Here is a 15361-nt window from a genome sequence, read left to right as displayed (position 1 = left end):
CGAGGGCGGGCGGCGCACATGACCGAGGACATGCCGGGCAGCCAGTGGTTCGACAACGAGGCCGGACCGCTCGTCCGTCCCTACGCCATGACGGGCGGCCGCACGAAGCCGGGCCCCACCGGAGTGCGGTTCGACCTGATAGCCCTGGTCACCCTCGACACCGGCGCACCCGGCGCGGACGACGACACCTCACTCGGTCCGGAACACCGGGCGCTGATCGAACTGTGCCGCGTCGAGACGCAGTCGGTCGCCGAACTCGCCGCGGACGCCGACCTCCCGGTCGGAGTGGTCCGGGTGCTCCTCGGCGACCTCCTGGAACTCGGCTGTGTCACGGTCAGCCGCCCGGTGCCGCCCGCCCAACTACCCGACGAGCGCATTCTCCGCGAGGTGATCGACGGTCTGAGGGCGCTCTAGATGAACAGCATCGGCATTCCCTACGCGCTCTTTGCGCTTCAGATCCGACACCCAACGGACGTGAGCCGGTCACAACGATCAGCTTGCGGTCCCGTCCCTCGAAGCAGGAACGCAGTTGTCATGATGCTGAATTCGCTGATTCCGCGCCCCGTTGCACCAGTCCCCACGAGCACCGCGCACCGCCGTACCGACGTCGACCCTTGTCGGCACTCCCGAGAGAAGTGATCGATGGTCTCCGAGAATCCCGACGCCCCGAGTGGCGAGACGGCCGCCGCTCTGGCCCTGAAAATTCTGGTCGCCGGCGGATTCGGCGTCGGCAAGACGACCCTGGTGGGCGCGGTCAGTGAGATCAGGCCGCTGCGGACCGAGGAACTGCTGAGTGAGGCAGGCCAGTCGGTGGACGACACGGACGGCGTCGACCAGAAGGTCACCACCACCGTCGCCATGGACTTCGGGCGGATCACCATCAGGTCCGGTCTCTCGCTCTACCTCTTCGGAACTCCGGGGCAGGACCGGTTCTGGTTCCTGTGGGACGAACTGTCACAGGGTGCGCTCGGCGCCGTCGTCCTCGCCGACACCCGGCGGCTCGAAGACTGCTTCCCCGCCGTGGACTACTTCGAGCACCGGCACATCCCGTTCGTCGTGGCCGTCAACTGCTTCGCGGGTGCCCGCACCTACGGCGCGCAGGACGTCTCCCGCGCCCTCGACCTCGACCGCGGCACGCCAGTGGTGCTCTGCGACGCCCGCGACCGCGACTCCGGGAAGGAGGTGCTGATTCGTCTCGTCGAGTACGCCGGGAGGGTGCACACCGCCCGGCTGCTCGACTCGGTCGGCTGACACGGCGAACGGCCGCTCGGCAAAGGGCGGCCGTTCGCGCACGGACCGAGGGGCTCAGGCGGTCATCGAGGCGTAGGCCACGACCTTCTCGATCCTCACCCGGACGAGGAGTTCACCCGGAACAGCGTTGCGTTTGCCGAACTCCTCGGCGCGCTCCTCGCCCATGTAGCGGGCGGCGATCCTGGTCGCCCAGTGGAGCAGTTCGCCGGACTCCTCCGAGAGCGTTGCCCGTCCCTCCAGTACGACGAAGTCGAAAGGCGGCCGGTCGTCGTCCACGCACAGGGCGACCCGGCCGTCCCGAGCGAGGTTCCTTCCCTTGACGGTCTCCTTCCCGGTGTTGAAGACCAGCTCGTCGCCGTCCAGCACGAACCAGATCGGCGCGACGTGCGGGCCTCCGTCGGCCCGGACGGTGGAGAGTTTTCCGGTGCGCGTGCCCTGTGAAACGAACGCGCGCCATTGCTCGTCGGTCATCTTCTCTGCCATGCCGTCCATCCTCCTTGCTCGGACGACGGGTGTGGGGAAGGCTGGCTGGTCAGATCCTCCGGCCAGGGGGAAGGACTTCAGGGGGAAGACCGGATCATGGCGCAGAACACGGGACTCGGCTGGCTGCTGGACGACCTCACGCAGCGCGTCGAACACGTACGGCACGCCCTGGTGCTGTCCAACGACGGACTGGTGACGGGGGCGAGCACAGGGCTGAGGCGCGAGGACGCCGAGCATCTCGCGGCCGTCTCCTCGGGCCTGCACAGTCTGGCCAAGGGCTCAGGCCGTCACTTCGGCGCCGGACACGTGCGCCAGACGATGGTGGAGTTCGACGACGCGGTGCTCTTCGTCACCGCCGCCGGGGACGGCAGCTGTCTGTGCGTCCTCAGTGCCGCCGAGGCCGACATCGGCCAGGTCGCCTACGAGATGACGCTGCTCGTGAACCGCGTCGGCGAGCACCTCGGAGTGGACGCGCGGCAACGTGAAGGATCGCCCATCGTAGATCTCTGACCTGTGCAAATGTCGTTGCGGTCGAGGTTATCCACAGGCTCCCCGCGATGTCCGCCGAGCCGGATACGGTTTTTCCCGAAGCGAGCGCACATCGGCGCGAGCAACCGACTCCACGGGGGAGACCGTCATGTCCGGCCGCACCATCGCGCAGTCCACCACCTCGTCGTTCAGCCGTGCCGCACGAGAGCTGGAGCTCAGGCGTGGCGAGTTCGACCTCGCCCTGCACCTCGGCTGCATCCGCTCCGTCCCGGACGAGGGCGGCGGGGGACGCCGTGTCACTCGCGGCGAGATCGACCGCCTGCGCACCGCGGACGGCTTTCCCGAAGCACTGCGCGAGCGGGTCAAAGCCGTCGGTACGACGGAAGGTGCCGCTCTCATGGGCGTGACCACCGCCCGGTTCACCCGCCTGGCCCGCCTGGGCCTGATCGTCCCGGTCAGGTACTACCTGAACCGCTATCGGGCCGTGGTCTGGCTGTATCTCGCCGAGGAACTGCGGCAGTTCGCGACCGACGAGCAGAACGCGCCGCTGCTCAGCGGCCGTACGCCCGAGAGGCTCCGTGACCAGCTCGACGAAGGAGTCGACCTGCGGCCCCGCAACTGGCGAGGTCGTCACATGGGCTTCCTGCTGCGGGCAACCGAGGATCCGTGGGCGCGGGCCGCGGTCGTGGCGTCACTGCTCGACTCCACGCATGTGGCGGAGGTCGTCGCTGATCCGTACGAGCGGGCCCACCTGAACAGGCTCCGGCCCGAGCACCCCCCCCAGGGCGCACCGGACTCTCCCGCCGCGCTCGTCGCCGCCCGCATCACGAAGGCCGACGCGCTCGACGAGATCGGCTGGCTCAAGGCCGACCTGTGCCAGGCGATCGTCGAGGCCAGGGCACTGCACCCCGCGCCGCACCCGCTACCGGTCGACGCGGCCGAGAGGACGGAGGACCAGCCCGGAAGCGAAGGCACGGAAGGCCACACCGGGAGCGAACTCAAGGGGACGGAAGACCGGGCAGGCGGCGAGGGGCCCGAGCGGTCACGCGGACTGCTCGGGTGGCTGCGTCGCAGAAACCCCTGACGGGGCGCCTCTCTCCCCGATGCCGGAGGCGCCCTTCACGGACGGTCGGGCACAGGGCACACCCTCACAGCGCCCGGAAGAGCCCCTCCTGCACCACCGAGACGAGCAGGCGTCCCTGAAGGTCGTAGATGCGCCCGCGCGCCAGACCACGCCCGCCCGTCGCGATCGGGGACTCCTGGTCGTACAGGAACCACTCGTCCGCACGGAACGGGCGGTGGAACCACATGGCGTGGTCCAGCGAGGCCATGTCGAAGCCCCGCTTTCCCCACAGCGGCTCCACCGGGATGCGGACGGCGTCCAGCAGCGTCATGTCGCTGGCGTACGTGAGGGCACAGGTGTGCACGAGCGGATCGTCGCCCAGCGGCCCGACCGCCCGCATCCACACCGCGCTGCGCGGCTCGGCGTCCTTGATCTCCTCCGGGGTCCAGCGAAGCCGGTCCGCGTAACGGATGTCGAACGGCTGGCGCCGCGCCATGCGCTCCAACGCCTCGGGGAGCGCGCCCAGATGTTCCTCGATCTCCTGCGTCACCGTCGGAAGCGACTCCGGGTCCGGAACCTCGCGGGCCGGCGGCAGCTGGTGCTCGAAGCTCCCTTCCTCAGGCTTGTGAAAGGAGGCGGTCAGATTGAAGATCGTGCGTCCCTGCTGCACGGCGGTGACACGACGGGTGGTGAACGACCTTCCGTCCCGGACCCGTTCGACCTGGTACACGATGGGCACGCCCGGCCGGCCCGGCCGCAGGAAGTACGCGTGCAGCGAGTGCACGGGCCGGTCGCCCTCGGTGGTGCGGCCGGCGGCGACCAGCGCCTGGCCGGCCACCTGGCCACCGAAGACCCGCTGCAGGGACTCCTGCGGGCTGCGGCCGCGGAAGATGTTGACCTCGATCTGCTCCAGGTCGAGCAGGTCGACGAGCCTCTCGGCTGGGTTCGTCATGTGTGGGATTCTCCTGAGCTCACAGCTGGCCGACATCGGTGACGCGGACGACGGCACGTCCCTCCGCGTCGGAGGCCGTCAGGTCCACCTCCGCACTGATGCCCCAGTCGTGATCACCATTCGGGTCGGCGAAGGTCTGGCGCACCCGCCACAGACCGTTCTCCGGCTCCTCCTCGATGAGGAGCAGCTTGGGCCCACGGGCGTCCGGTCCGGTGCCGAGGTCCTCGTACTCGTCCCAGTACTTGTCCATCGCCTCGCCCCAGGCATCGGCGTCCCAGCCGGAGTCGCCGTCCATCTCGCCCAGTTCGTCGACGTTGTCGAGAGCGGCGAGTTCGACACGGCGGAACATGGCGTTGCGGACGAGGACACGGAAGGCGCGGGCGTTCGACGTGACCGGCTTGACCTGGTCGGCCTTCTCCTGGGCCTCCTCGGCCGTCATCTCCTCCGGGTTGGCGAGCTGCTCCCACTCGTCGAGGAGGCTGGAGTCGACCTGGCGCACCATCTCGCCCAGCCAGGCGATCAGATCCTCCAGGTCCTCGGACTTCAGGTCGTCCGGGACGGTGTGCTCGAGGGCCTTGTAGGCACTGGCCAGGTAGCGCAGGACGATGCCCTCGGTGCGGGCGAGCTCGTAGAAGGAGACGAACTCCGTGAAGGACAGTGCCCGTTCGTACATGTCGCGGGTGACGGACTTCGGGGACAGCGGATGGTCGCCGACCCACGGGTGGCTCTTGCGGTACGTGTTGTACGCGTGGAAGAGGATCTCCTCCATCGGCTTGGGGTACGACACGTCCTGGAGCCGCTCCATGCGCTCCTCGTACTCGACGCCGTCCGCCTTCATCGCGGCGACCGCCTCACCGCGCGCCTTGTTCTGCTGCGCCGCGAGGATCTGCCGCGGATCGTCCAGCGTCGACTCGACGACGGACACCATGTCGAGGGCGTACGAGGGGGATTCGGGGTCCAGCAGGTCGAACGCGGCGAGCGCGAAGGTCGACAGCGGCTGGTTGAGCGCGAAGTCCTGCTGGAGATCAACGGTGAGCCGCACGATGCGGCCGGTCGCGTCGGGCTCGTCGAGCTTCTCGACGATGCCGCCGTCGAGGAGAGAGCGGTAGATGGCGATGGCCCGCCGGATGTGCCGCAGCTGCTGCTTGCGCGGCTCGTGGTTGTCCTCCAGCAGATGCCGCATCGCCTCGAAGGCGTTGCCCGGCCGGGCGATCACCGACAGCAGCATGGTGTGCGTCACGCGGAAGCGCGAGGTCAGCGGCTCGGGCTCGGAGGCGATGAGCTTCTCGAAGGTGTTCTCCGTCCAGCCGACGAAGCCCTCGGGAGCCTTCTTCCGCACCACCTTGCGGCGCTTCTTCGGGTCGTCGCCGGCCTTGGCGAGGGCCTTCTCGTTCTCGATGACGTGCTCGGGCGCCTGAGCCACCACGAAACCCGCCGTGTCGAAGCCCGCACGACCGGCGCGGCCCGCGATCTGGTGGAACTCTCGGGCGCGCAGCGTGCGGACGCGGTTGCCGTCGTACTTGGTGAGCGCCGTGAACAGCACGGTACGGATGGGGACGTTGACCCCGACGCCGAGGGTGTCCGTGCCGCAGATGACCTTCAGCAGGCCGGCCTGGGCCAGTTTCTCCACCAGACGCCGGTACTTGGGCAGCATGCCCGCGTGATGCACACCGATGCCGTGACGCACGTAGCGGGAGAGATTGCGGCCGAACTTGGTGGTGAAGCGGAAGTTGCCGATCAGCTCGGCGATCTGGTCCTTCTCCTCACGCGTGCACATGTTGATGCTCATCAGCGCCTGCGCCCGCTCCACGGCCTGGGCCTGCGTGAAGTGCACGATGTAGACCGGCGCCTGCTTGGTTGCGAGCAGCTCGGTGAGCGTCTCCGTGAGCGGAGTGAGCATGTACTCGTAGGACAGCGGGACGGGACGGGTCGCCGAGCGGACGACCGCCGTGGGCCGTCCGGTGCGCCGGGTGAGGTCCTTCTCGAACATCGAGACGTCACCGAGCGTCGCCGACATGAGGATGAACTGCGCCTGGGGCAGCTCCAGGATCGGGATCTGCCACGCCCAGCCGCGGTCGGCCTCCGCGTAGAAGTGGAACTCGTCCATCACGACCTGGCCCACGTCGGCGTGTTTGCCGTCCCGCAGTGCGATGGAGGCCAGCACCTCGGCCGTGCAGCAGATCACCGGGGCGTCGGCGTTCACCGAGGCATCGCCGGTGAGCATGCCGACGTTCTCGGTGCCGAAGATCTTGCACAGCTCGAAGAACTTCTCCGAGACGAGCGCCTTGATCGGCGCCGTGTAGAAGGTGACCTCGTCTCGGGCGAGCGCCGCGAAGTGGGCGCCGGCGGCGATCATGCTCTTGCCGGATCCCGTGGGCGTCGAAACGATCACGTTCGCACCCGAGACCACCTCGATCAGCGCCTCCTCCTGGTGGGGATAGAGGGTGAGACCGCGTTCCCCGGCCCACGACTCGAAGGCTTCGTAGAGGGCGTCGGGATCTGCGGTCTGCGGGAGCTGATCGATAAGGGTCACGCCCCCATCTTGCCTGTCGACCCGCCCGATGGGGGAATCGGATGCTGGTCCGAAGATCACGAACGCTACGCTGTGGCGCCGACGAAGCATCAGTGCGCACGGGCAACTGGACAGCGGCACAAGAGGAATGGGGCGGGGAGCGGCCATGATGGGACCAGCACACTCACTGTCGGGAGCCGCTGCCTGGCTCGGGGTCGGAGCGGCAGCCGCCGCTGCGGGACATGCCATGCCCTGGCCGGTCCTCCTGGTCGGCGCCCTGATCTGCGCCGGTGCCGCGCTCGCCCCCGACCTGGACCACAAGGCGGCCACGATCTCTCGGGCCTTCGGACCCCTGTCACGGGGCCTGTGCGAGATCGTCGACAAGCTCTCGTACGCCGTCTACAAGGGGACGAGGAAGCAGGGCGATCCCCGGCGGTCGGGCGGTCACCGCACGTTGACGCACACCTGGCTGTGGGCGGTGCTGATCGGCGCGGGCACGTCGGTCCTGGCCATCACGGGAGGCCGCTGGGCGGTCCTGGCCATCCTGTTCGTGCACATGGTGCTCGCCATCGAAGGGCTGCTGTGGCGAGCCGCCCGCGGTTCGAGCAGCGACGTGCTGGTCTGGCTGCTGGCCGCGACGAGCGCCTGGATCCTCGCCGGAGTCCTGGACAAGCCGGGCAACGGCTCGGACTGGCTGTTCACCGCGCCGGGCCAGGAGTACCTGTGGCTCGGGCTCCCGATCGTTCTCGGGGCTCTGGTCCACGACATCGGGGACGCCCTGACGGTGTCCGGTTGCCCGATCCTGTGGCCGATCCCGGTCGGCCGCAAGCGCTGGTACCCGATCGGTCCGCCCAAGGCGATGCGCTTCAGGGCCGGCAGCTGGGTCGAGCTCAAGGTGCTGATGCCTGTGTTCATGCTGCTCGGCGGAGTGGGCTGCGCCGCGGCGCTCAACGTCATCTGAGGCGGTCGTCGCCGGGCGGGGCCGGTCTCCGGACCTCGCCGGCGACGCTGCGATCAGGTGGCGCCGTCGCCTCCGGAGCCCTGCGCGCCGTAGCGCCGCTCGAACTGCGCGATGCGTCCCTCCGAGTCCACGGTCCGGGCCTTGCCGGTGTAGAAGGGGTGGCTCTCCGAGGAGATCTCCACGTCCACGACCGGGTAGGTCTCGCCGTCGTCCCATTCGATGGTCCGGTCGCTCGTCGCCGTGGACCGGGTGAGGAAGGCGTAGCCGGCGGACCGGTCGCGGAAGACGACCGGGTGGTAGTCGGGCTGCTTGTCCTGCTGCATGGATGCTCCTTGAGGGGATGGTCAGCCGGACAGGAAGTCCTCGTCGACGATGTGCATCGCCGCCTCCTCGGCCGAGGCCGCGGCACCGTCGATGCCCACGTCCGTGGCGATGAGCCCGCTCTCCTCGTCCTCGTGCGAGCCCTCGTCGGGGGCGACGAGACGGCCGGAGCGCAGATCGCCCACCTCGTTGTCGAGGAGCTCACCGTCCGTGCCCTGGACGTCGCCGATACCGTCTCCGGCTGGTTCCACGATGTCCGGCAGCTCCTCGGCGAGCCGCTGCTCCAGGCTCTCGCCCTCGTGGCCCTCCGCGGCAGTCACCCCGGCGTGCTCCACGGCCCACGGCCGTTCCGGAGGGGACCAGCCACGGTCCAGGGGGTCGCCGACGCCGTCGGCGAGCAGAGTGTCCTCGGCGTCGAGCAGTCCCGCGTCGTCCTGTACCTCGGATCCGTCGGGCTGGTAGACGTCGTCCCCCCATCCGTCGGCGCTGTCCACGGGTACCTCCAGAGGGTGCGGGCGGGGCTCGGTGCCGCCGCACTCGACGGTCGGCGCTCGGGCCGCTGGGCACAGGCGCCGCCCCACGCGAACCGGGTGGTTCCGGGGGAGTGCCCCGAGCCGGTGCCCACATCCAGCCTTCCACCCCCCTTCGCCACCGCGCAACGGCACGTGCTCCGGCCATGGAACCGGAGCACGTGCGAAACGGCGGTTCGGAGGCCGTCACACCCCTGCCGACGGGCCGTGCCACCGGTGCGACGGCAGGGGCCAAGGTCATCCGTGCCAGGACCGCCACAGCGCCGCGTAGGCGCCGTCGGCGGCGACGAGCTGGTCGTGGCTGCCGAGTTCGCTGATGCGGCCGTTCTCGACGACGGCGATGACGTCGGCGTCGTGCGCGGTGTGCAGGCGGTGCGCGATGGCCACCACGGTGCGGCCGTCGAGGACGCGTGCGAGCGAACGTTCGAGGTGGCGGGCCGCACGCGGGTCGAGGAGCGAGGTCGCCTCGTCCAGGACCAGCGTGTGCGGGTCGGCCAGGACCAGGCGGGCCAGCGCGATCTGCTGGGCCTGGGCCGGGGTGAGCGCGAGTCCGCCCGAGCCGACCTCGGTGTCCAGGCCGTCGTCGAGCGCCCGTGCCCAGCCGTCCGCGTCGACGGCGCCGAGAGCCGCCCACAGCTCGGCGTCGACCGCGCCGGTCCTCGCGAGCAGCAGATTGTCGCGCAGGGATCCCACGAAGACGTGGTGCTCCTGGTTGACCAGGGCCACGTGGGAGCGGACCTCCTCCGCGGGCATCCGGGACAGTTCGGCGCCGCCGAGGGTGATCCGGCCGTCCCGGGGCGCGTAGATGCCGGCGAGCAGCCTGCCCAGTGTGGACTTGCCCGCGCCGGACGGGCCGACGAGGGCCAGCCGGGTGCCGGGGGCGACCTCCAGGGACACCTTGCGCAGCACGTCCACGCCGGCGCGGTAGCCGAAGCGGACCTGGTCCGCGTGGACGTCCCGTCCGTCCGGGGCCACCGACGGGTCGCCCGCGTCCGGCTCGATGTCCCGGACGCCGACGAGGCGGGCCAGGGAGACCTGGGCGACCTGGAGCTCGTCGTACCAGCGGAGGATCAGGCCCACCGGGTCGACGAGCATCTGCGCGATGAGCGCGCCCGTCGTCAGCTGCCCCACGCTGATCCACCCGTGCAGGACGAAGGTCCCGCCGATCATGAGGACCGAGCAGAGCACCGTCACGTGGGTGAGGCTGACGACAGGGAAGAGGACCGACCGCAGCCAGAGCGTGTACCGCTCCCACGCGGTCCACTCCGCGACCCGGCGGTCGGACAGTTCGATGCGGCGCACGCCCAGGCGGTGCGCCTCCACGGTGCGACCGGCGTCGACCGTCTCGGCGAGGACGGCGGCGACGGCCGCGTAACCGGCGGCCTCCGAGCGGTACGCGGACGGTGCGCGCTTGAAGTACCAGCGGCAGCCGAACACCAGCAGGGGCACCGCGACGAGCACGGCGGGGGCGAGCGTCGGCGCGGTCACGGCGAGGCCGCCGAGCAGCAGTGCGGCCCACACCACACCGATGGCCAGCTGGGGCACGGCCTCGCGCATGGCGTTGGCCAGCCGGTCGATGTCCGTGGTGATGCGCGAGAGCAGGTCGCCCGTGCCGGCCCGCTCCAGGACACCGGGCGGCAGGCCCACCGACCGCACGAGGAAGTCCTCACGCAGGTCGGCGAGCATGCGTTCGCCGAGGACGGCACCGCGCAGCCGCACCTGGCGCACGAAGACGGCCTGGACGAGGAGCGCGGCGACGAACAGTCCGGCGGTGAGCTCCAGGTGGAGATCCCGCGTTCGGTCCGAGACCCGCTCGACGACCGAGCCGAGCAGATAGGGCCCGGCCATCGAGGCCACGACGGCGACCGTGTTGACGGCGATCAGGAGGAAGAAGTCGGTGCGGTGCCTCCGGAAGAGCTCGGTGACGTAGGCGCGTACGGTCTCGGGGGCGCCGACGGGCAGGGTGCTCGCCGTCGTCGGGGCGGCCGGGTCGTACGCCGGGGGCGCCACGCCGATCATGCGGTTTCCTCGATTTCTTCCAGGACGCCGCCCAGAGGGCCCGCGTCGTCGTCCAGGACGCCGCTCAGGTCGGCTTCCTCGTTTTCGAGGGCGCTGCCGGGAGCGGCCTCGCCCTTCGGGTGTCCGCCGCTCGGCGCGGTGGCGGCCTCGTCCTCGGTCTCCCGGGTCACCACGGCCCGGTACCGCGGTTCGCTGTGCACCAGCTCGCGGTGGACGCCGACGGCGACCACGTCGCCCTCGTGGACCAGCAGGACCCGGTCCGCGTGGTCGAGCAGCAGCGGTGAGGAGGTGAAGACCACGGTCGTCCGCCCGGCACGCAGGGAGCGCACGCCGTCGGCGATCCGGGCCTCCGTGTGCGAGTCGACGGCGGACGTCGGCTCGTCCAGGACGAGCACCTCGGGGTCCGTGATCAGTGACCGGGCCAGCGCGAGCCGCTGGCGCTGGCCGCCCGACAGGGACCGTCCGCGCTCGGTGATGTGGGCGTCCATCGCGTCCTGGGCGTCCAGGGAGCCCTGGGTGAGCGCCTCCAGGACGTCGCCGCACTGCGCGGCCGTCAGCGCCTGGGCCGCGCTCACCTTGCCGGAGGAGGGCACGTCGAGCAGTTCGCTCAGCGAGCCGGACAACAGCACCGGATCCTTGTCCTGGACGAGGACGGCGGTGCGAGCGGTGTCGAGCGGGAGTTCGTCCAGCGGTACGCCGCCGAGGAGCACCGAGGTGCCTTCCTCGGACGGGTGTCCACCCAGCCGTTCGGCGAGCAGACCGGCCGCGTCCGGGTCTCCGCACACCACGGCGGTGAGGCGTCCCGCGGGCGCGAGCAGCCCGGTCGCGGGATCGTACAGATCCCCGCCCGGTGTCCGCTCCGTCCGCGTCCCGCCGCTGTCCACGGCGCGCTGGAGGGACAGCACGCGGGCGGCGCGTCGGGCGGACGGCCTGGAGAAGGAGTAGGCCATCGCGATCTCTTCGAAGTGTCTGAGCGGGTAGGTCAGCAGCATGACCGCGCTGTACACGGTGACCAGTTCGCCCACGGTGATGCTGCCGTCGCGGGCCAGCCCCACGCCGCGCCAGACGACCGCGATCATCAGCAGACCGGGGAGCAGCACCTGGATCGCCGAGATCAGCGACCACATGCGGGCGCTGCGCACGGCGGCCCGGCGGACCTCCTGGGAGGCGCTGCGGTAGCGGTCGAGGAAGAGTTCCTCGCCGCCGATGCCCCGCAGCACCCGCAGACCGGCGACGGTGTCCGAGGCCAGTTCGGTGGCGCGTCCGGCCTTCTCCCGCTGGAAGTCGGCACGCCGTGTCGCGCGGGGCAGCAGTGGCAGCACGGCGAGCGCGAGGACGGGCACGCCCACAGCGACGATGACGCCGAGCGAGGGCTGGTAGACGACCAGGCCGACACAGACCAGCACCACGGTGAGGGCCGCCGCCGCGAAGCGCGACACTGCCTCCACGAACCAGCCGATCTTCTCGACGTCGCCGGTGGAGACGGCGACGACCTCGCCGGCCGCGACGCGCCGGGTCAGCGCGGAGCCGAGCTCGGCGGTTCTGCGGGCGAGCAGCTGCTGGACGCGCGCGGCCGCGGTGATCCAGTTGGTGACGGCGGCGCGGTGCAGCATGGTGTCGCCCAGCGCGATACCCACGCCGCACAGCGCGATCAGCCCGCCCGCCAGGGCGAGCCGGGCGCCGGAGGAGTCCACGACGGCCTGGACGGCGAGGCCGACGCAGAACGGCAACCCGGAGACGGCCACGAAGTGCAGCAGACCCCAGGCGAGGGCCTTGAACTGCCCGCCGAGCTGATTCCGGCCGAGCCACCACAGGAATCGGGGACCTGAGCGTGCGTCCGGCACACCCGGGTCGGGATACGGAAGGTCTTGAATCTGCATGACGTCCCAGTGGCTCGTGTCAGGGGTGGAGGGAGCCGCGCTCTCGGCAGCCGGCCGGCCCTGAAGGCCGGCAACAAACCGTGAAAGGTTCGCGTCGCAGCGTGGTCGGAAGCAAACGATTTATCGCCCCGCGGCACGGATTCGGGCCGCGGCCCGTGACGCGCGGCAGGTCCGGCGGCGTCGAGCACCGTGCCGGAGAAGCTCGTGCGAAACCGCCCCAAGAGGGGCGGAAGGTGAGGGAAGGGGCGTTACCGTGACCGGCTGCGTTCAGCGTCTTGTCGGGGTGTCACCATGGTCGGCATGCGATCGGTCGGAGTCAGGAGCGCGGGAGTCGTCGCGGTGGCCTGTGGGGTGCTCGCCGCCTCCCTGTCGGCGTGCGGCGGCTCGGACTCCGGTCGCCGGGCCGAGGGTGACGGCGGGCCCGCCAGGTCGGACGCCCCGAGCCACAGCGCGGACCTGAAACGCATCCCCGGCATCGGTGACGCGATGAGGGACCGCATCCCGTCTGACGCGCGTCAGGTCGTGGCGGTCCACGGCGACGGCGTGGACTCCGCGGACTCCACGGTCACGCTGTACACGAAGTCGGGCTCGACGTGGGAGAAGACCCGCAGTTGGCCCGCGCACAACGGCAAGAAGGGCTGGACCGTCGACCACCACGAGGGCGACAACCGCAGCCCCGTCGGTGTGTTCACGCTCAGCGACGCGGGGGGTGTCCTCGCCGACCCCGGCGCCCGGCTGCCGTACACCCGGTCCCCGTCGTTCGCCGCGCCGCGCTACTGGGCGAAGTCTCACTGGCACGACTTCGACTACGTCATCGCCATCGACTACAACCGCCTCAAGGGCACCGCGCCGAACGACCCGACCCGCCCCGAGGGCCAGTCCAAGGGGGGCGGCATCTGGCTGCACATGGACCACGGCAGCGGTACGTCGGCGTGCGTGAGCGTGTCCCGGCCGGCCATGGAGTACTTGCTGCGCACGCTCGATCCGCATCGGCATCCTGTCGTGGTGATGGGGGACGAGGCCGACTTGAACGCCTAGTCGTCCTGGTGGGGCGAGCAGCCCCACGCGGAGGGGGGTGCGTTCGCCGGTGCGCGCGCTGCGCGGGCCCCATTGCGGGTGGCCCGACTGCCCCGTAGAACACCGCACATGAGAAGACGGATGGTCATGTCCATGCTCGCGGGAGTGATCCTCGTGGCGAGCACGCTGTTCGGGGCGGAACCGGTGTCGGCCGCCTCGTCACCGGAACCACCGGCCGAGTTCGGGACGGACTGGCACGACCCCCTGACGGCGGCCCCGCCGGTCGGCAGGCCCGCCGGGCGGTCCTGTGAAGTGACGCTGGCCGAGGCGCAGTTCCGCGACTTCACGCCGTATCGCGGCACGTACGCGCCGCCGATCGGGTGCGGAGACCGCTGGAGCAAGGTCGTGCTGCGGCTCGACGGCAAGGTCAAGGGGCGGCAGTTCGACCGGCTCGGCTACGTGCACGTCGGCGGGGTGGAGATCCTTCGCACGTCGACGCCCGAACCGTCGCCCGACGGCATCGCGTGGTCCGTCGAGAAGGACGTCACGCGCTACAGCGACACCCTTCGGCGCAGCCAGGACGTCGAGATGCTCATCGGGAACGTCGTCGACGACACGTACACGGGCGTCATCGACGTCAAGGTCACGCTGACGTTCTACGGGGGCAGGCCGGCAGCCGCACCCGACCGCGTGCTGACCCTCCGGGACGGCACGCTGACCACACCGCGCAACAGCGAGCGCGTCGTCGCCGAGGTCTATGCGACCGGGTCCGGCGGCGGTTGCGAGGAGTACTGGTACCTCACCGTGCCGGACCCCGCGCCGTACTCCTGCCGTGCGGACGCCGGCCCCTACCGCGAGGTGCAGATCAGGGTCGACGGCCGGCTCGCGGGCATCGCCGAGCCGTTCCCGACCGTGTGGACCGGCGGCTGGTCCAACCCGTTCCTCTGGTACGTGATTCCGGGCCCGCGCGCCTTCGACGTCAAGCCCGTCGAGTACGACCTGACCCCCTTCGCGGGGCTCCTGAACGACGGGCGGGCACACCGGGTGGACGTGTCCGTCGTCGGCGTCCCCGAGGGACAGAGCGGCTGGAGCACGCCGGTCAACGTCCTCGTCTGGCAGGACGCCGGACGAGAGCGGGTGAGCGGGGCGCTGGCTCAGACCTCGGACGACGGCCTCGCCGACTCCTCGACGTACACGCCGGGGGCGGAGCACCGGCTCGACACCCGGGGAAGCCACCGGCTGACCGTCTCCGGGTACCTGGACACCTCGCACGGCCGGGTGCGCACCACCGTCACCCGCTCGCTCGCGAACACCTCCGTGCACCGCTGGACGGACGGCGAGAACACCGACGCGCTGGAAGCGACGTGGACCGACGACGAGACGGTCACCGTGGACGGGCGCGGGCCGGCGAGGGCCACGCACACCCGGCGCACGTACACGATGGACGGCACGACGACGCTCGGCGCGGACGAACGGCTGCGGACGGTCCTGACGCTCGGCGACCGGGCGGCCGTCGGTGAGACACGGGCGGGAGAGCGCACTGCGTGGTCCCGGCTCGACGACACGTACACGGGCGACGCGACGTACACGGCGAACGTGCCGCGCGATCAGCGTCATGCGGTCGGCACGACACGCGAGCGCTACCGACTGCTGGGCTCGGCCGGGTGCTACGACCGCGACCTGGTCACGGTGCAGGGCGTGCTCACGCAGGACCGCAGACGCTGCTGATCCTCGGGGGTCGCTCCGGCACCGCCGTTCCGTGGGGCCCGCCCAACCTGGGATCCGCCAACACGTGGGGCCCGCCGCTCCGTGGGTTCTCCCTCGGATCCGCCGTTCCCCGGGACCCGTTGATCAGCGGGCCCCGGGGCGCCGACGCGCGCGCC

Annotated in this window: 14 protein-coding genes; 7 read left to right on the top strand and 7 right to left on the bottom strand. The window is 70.7% G+C overall.

Going from position 1 to position 15361, the window contains the following annotated elements; genetic code table 11:
- Positions 1-18: 18 nt before the first annotated feature.
- Together BKI49_RS03485 and BKI49_RS03480 are read left to right on the top strand one after the other, a co-directional pair.
- Positions 19-414, top strand: a complete 396-nt coding sequence (locus tag BKI49_RS03485) for a DUF742 domain-containing protein (protein ID WP_095932689.1) — start codon at positions 19-21, stop codon at positions 412-414.
- Positions 415-642: 228 nt separating this feature from the next.
- Positions 643-1251 carry a GTP-binding protein gene (locus BKI49_RS03480; RefSeq protein ID WP_028800295.1) on the top strand — a complete coding sequence of 203 codons (609 nt, stop codon included), beginning with the start codon at positions 643-645 and terminating at the stop codon, positions 1249-1251.
- A 54-nt stretch (positions 1252-1305) separates the two neighbouring features.
- Here BKI49_RS03480 and BKI49_RS03475 read toward each other — a convergent pair whose 3' ends face one another.
- Positions 1306-1734 carry a PPOX class F420-dependent oxidoreductase gene (locus BKI49_RS03475; protein ID WP_095932746.1) on the bottom strand — a complete coding sequence of 143 codons (429 nt, stop codon included), beginning with the start codon at positions 1732-1734 and terminating at the stop codon, positions 1306-1308.
- 96 nt (positions 1735-1830) lie between these two features.
- Here BKI49_RS03475 and BKI49_RS03470 point away from each other — a divergent pair, with 96 nt between their 5' ends.
- Both BKI49_RS03470 and BKI49_RS03465 read left to right on the top strand, forming a co-directional pair.
- Positions 1831-2244: a roadblock/LC7 domain-containing protein gene (locus BKI49_RS03470; RefSeq protein WP_095932688.1), complete on the top strand. Its 414-nt coding sequence runs from the start codon at positions 1831-1833 to the stop codon at positions 2242-2244.
- Between the two features lie 127 nt (positions 2245-2371).
- Positions 2372-3307 (top strand): DUF6397 family protein, encoded by a 936-nt coding sequence (locus tag BKI49_RS03465; RefSeq protein WP_095932687.1) that lies wholly within the window; start codon positions 2372-2374, stop codon positions 3305-3307.
- Between the two features lie 64 nt (positions 3308-3371).
- On the opposite strand, the gene BKI49_RS03460 is transcribed toward BKI49_RS03465, so the two are convergent.
- Both BKI49_RS03460 and BKI49_RS03455 read right to left on the bottom strand, forming a co-directional pair.
- Positions 3372-4238 (bottom strand): acyl-CoA thioesterase, encoded by an 867-nt coding sequence (locus BKI49_RS03460; RefSeq protein ID WP_028800292.1) that lies wholly within the window; start codon positions 4236-4238, stop codon positions 3372-3374.
- A 19-nt stretch (positions 4239-4257) separates the two neighbouring features.
- A complete protein-coding gene (locus BKI49_RS03455; protein ID WP_095932686.1) occupies positions 4258-6771 on the bottom strand; it encodes a DEAD/DEAH box helicase in 2514 nt (837 codons plus the stop codon).
- A gap of 145 nt (positions 6772-6916) precedes the next feature.
- Here BKI49_RS03455 and BKI49_RS03450 point away from each other — a divergent pair, with 145 nt between their 5' ends.
- A complete protein-coding gene (locus BKI49_RS03450) occupies positions 6917-7711 on the top strand; it encodes a metal-dependent hydrolase (protein WP_095932685.1) in 795 nt (264 codons plus the stop codon).
- Positions 7712-7764: 53 nt separating this feature from the next.
- On the opposite strand, the gene BKI49_RS03445 is transcribed toward BKI49_RS03450, so the two are convergent.
- The 4 genes from BKI49_RS03445 to BKI49_RS03430 form a co-directional block, all read right to left on the bottom strand.
- Positions 7765-8034: a type B 50S ribosomal protein L31 gene (locus BKI49_RS03445; RefSeq protein WP_095932684.1), complete on the bottom strand. Its 270-nt coding sequence runs from the start codon at positions 8032-8034 to the stop codon at positions 7765-7767.
- Positions 8035-8055: 21 nt separating this feature from the next.
- Complete coding sequence (locus BKI49_RS03440; RefSeq protein WP_095932683.1) at positions 8056-8526, bottom strand: DUF5709 domain-containing protein; 471 nt, start codon at positions 8524-8526, stop codon at positions 8056-8058.
- Between the two features lie 273 nt (positions 8527-8799).
- A complete protein-coding gene (locus BKI49_RS03435; protein ID WP_095932682.1) occupies positions 8800-10581 on the bottom strand; it encodes an ABC transporter ATP-binding protein in 1782 nt (593 codons plus the stop codon).
- Positions 10578-12461: an ABC transporter transmembrane domain-containing protein gene (locus BKI49_RS03430; RefSeq protein ID WP_095932681.1), complete on the bottom strand. Its 1884-nt coding sequence runs from the start codon at positions 12459-12461 to the stop codon at positions 10578-10580. Before BKI49_RS03430 ends, BKI49_RS03435 begins: the two co-directional genes overlap by 4 nt.
- A gap of 300 nt (positions 12462-12761) precedes the next feature.
- Between BKI49_RS03430 and BKI49_RS03425 the strand changes: the two genes are divergently transcribed.
- Entirely contained in the window at positions 12762-13499 is a 738-nt protein-coding gene (locus BKI49_RS03425) for a L,D-transpeptidase family protein (protein WP_179332322.1), read from the top strand.
- Positions 13500-13607: 108 nt separating this feature from the next.
- The gene (locus BKI49_RS03420; RefSeq protein ID WP_095932680.1) at positions 13608-15206 is read left to right on the top strand and encodes a peptide-N4-asparagine amidase; all 1599 of its coding nucleotides are present in this window, start codon (positions 13608-13610) and stop codon (positions 15204-15206) included.
- The last annotated feature ends 155 nt before the right edge of the window (positions 15207-15361 follow it).

This window comes from Streptomyces sp. Tue6028 (genome assembly GCF_002300165.1).
Lineage (GTDB): Bacteria > Actinomycetota > Actinomycetes > Streptomycetales > Streptomycetaceae > Streptomyces > Streptomyces siamensis.
The sequence above is the reverse complement of the archived record's forward strand: the minus strand, read 5'-3'. Positions and strand labels throughout refer to the sequence as shown.

What these genes read in the sequence shown, in the direction of transcription:
- BKI49_RS03435 (WP_095932682.1), bottom strand. Translation starts at nt 10,581, where the DNA reads ATGATCGGCGTGGCGCCCCCGGCGTACGACCCGGCCGCCCCGACGACG.
- BKI49_RS03480 (WP_028800295.1), top strand. Translation starts at nt 643, where the DNA reads ATGGTCTCCGAGAATCCCGACGCCCCGAGTGGCGAGACGGCCGCCGCT.
- BKI49_RS03425 (WP_179332322.1), top strand. Translation starts at nt 12,762, where the DNA reads ATGCGATCGGTCGGAGTCAGGAGCGCGGGAGTCGTCGCGGTGGCCTGT.
- BKI49_RS03460 (WP_028800292.1), bottom strand. Translation starts at nt 4,238, where the DNA reads ATGACGAACCCAGCCGAGAGGCTCGTCGACCTGCTCGACCTGGAGCAG.
- BKI49_RS03465 (WP_095932687.1), top strand. Translation starts at nt 2,372, where the DNA reads ATGTCCGGCCGCACCATCGCGCAGTCCACCACCTCGTCGTTCAGCCGT.
- BKI49_RS03420 (WP_095932680.1), top strand. Translation starts at nt 13,608, where the DNA reads ATGAGAAGACGGATGGTCATGTCCATGCTCGCGGGAGTGATCCTCGTG.
- BKI49_RS03470 (WP_095932688.1), top strand. Translation starts at nt 1,831, where the DNA reads ATGGCGCAGAACACGGGACTCGGCTGGCTGCTGGACGACCTCACGCAG.
- BKI49_RS03430 (WP_095932681.1), bottom strand. Translation starts at nt 12,461, where the DNA reads ATGCAGATTCAAGACCTTCCGTATCCCGACCCGGGTGTGCCGGACGCA.
- BKI49_RS03450 (WP_095932685.1), top strand. Translation starts at nt 6,917, where the DNA reads ATGATGGGACCAGCACACTCACTGTCGGGAGCCGCTGCCTGGCTCGGG.
- BKI49_RS03485 (WP_095932689.1), top strand. Translation starts at nt 19, where the DNA reads ATGACCGAGGACATGCCGGGCAGCCAGTGGTTCGACAACGAGGCCGGA.
- BKI49_RS03445 (WP_095932684.1), bottom strand. Translation starts at nt 8,034, where the DNA reads ATGCAGCAGGACAAGCAGCCCGACTACCACCCGGTCGTCTTCCGCGAC.
- BKI49_RS03475 (WP_095932746.1), bottom strand. Translation starts at nt 1,734, where the DNA reads ATGGCAGAGAAGATGACCGACGAGCAATGGCGCGCGTTCGTTTCACAG.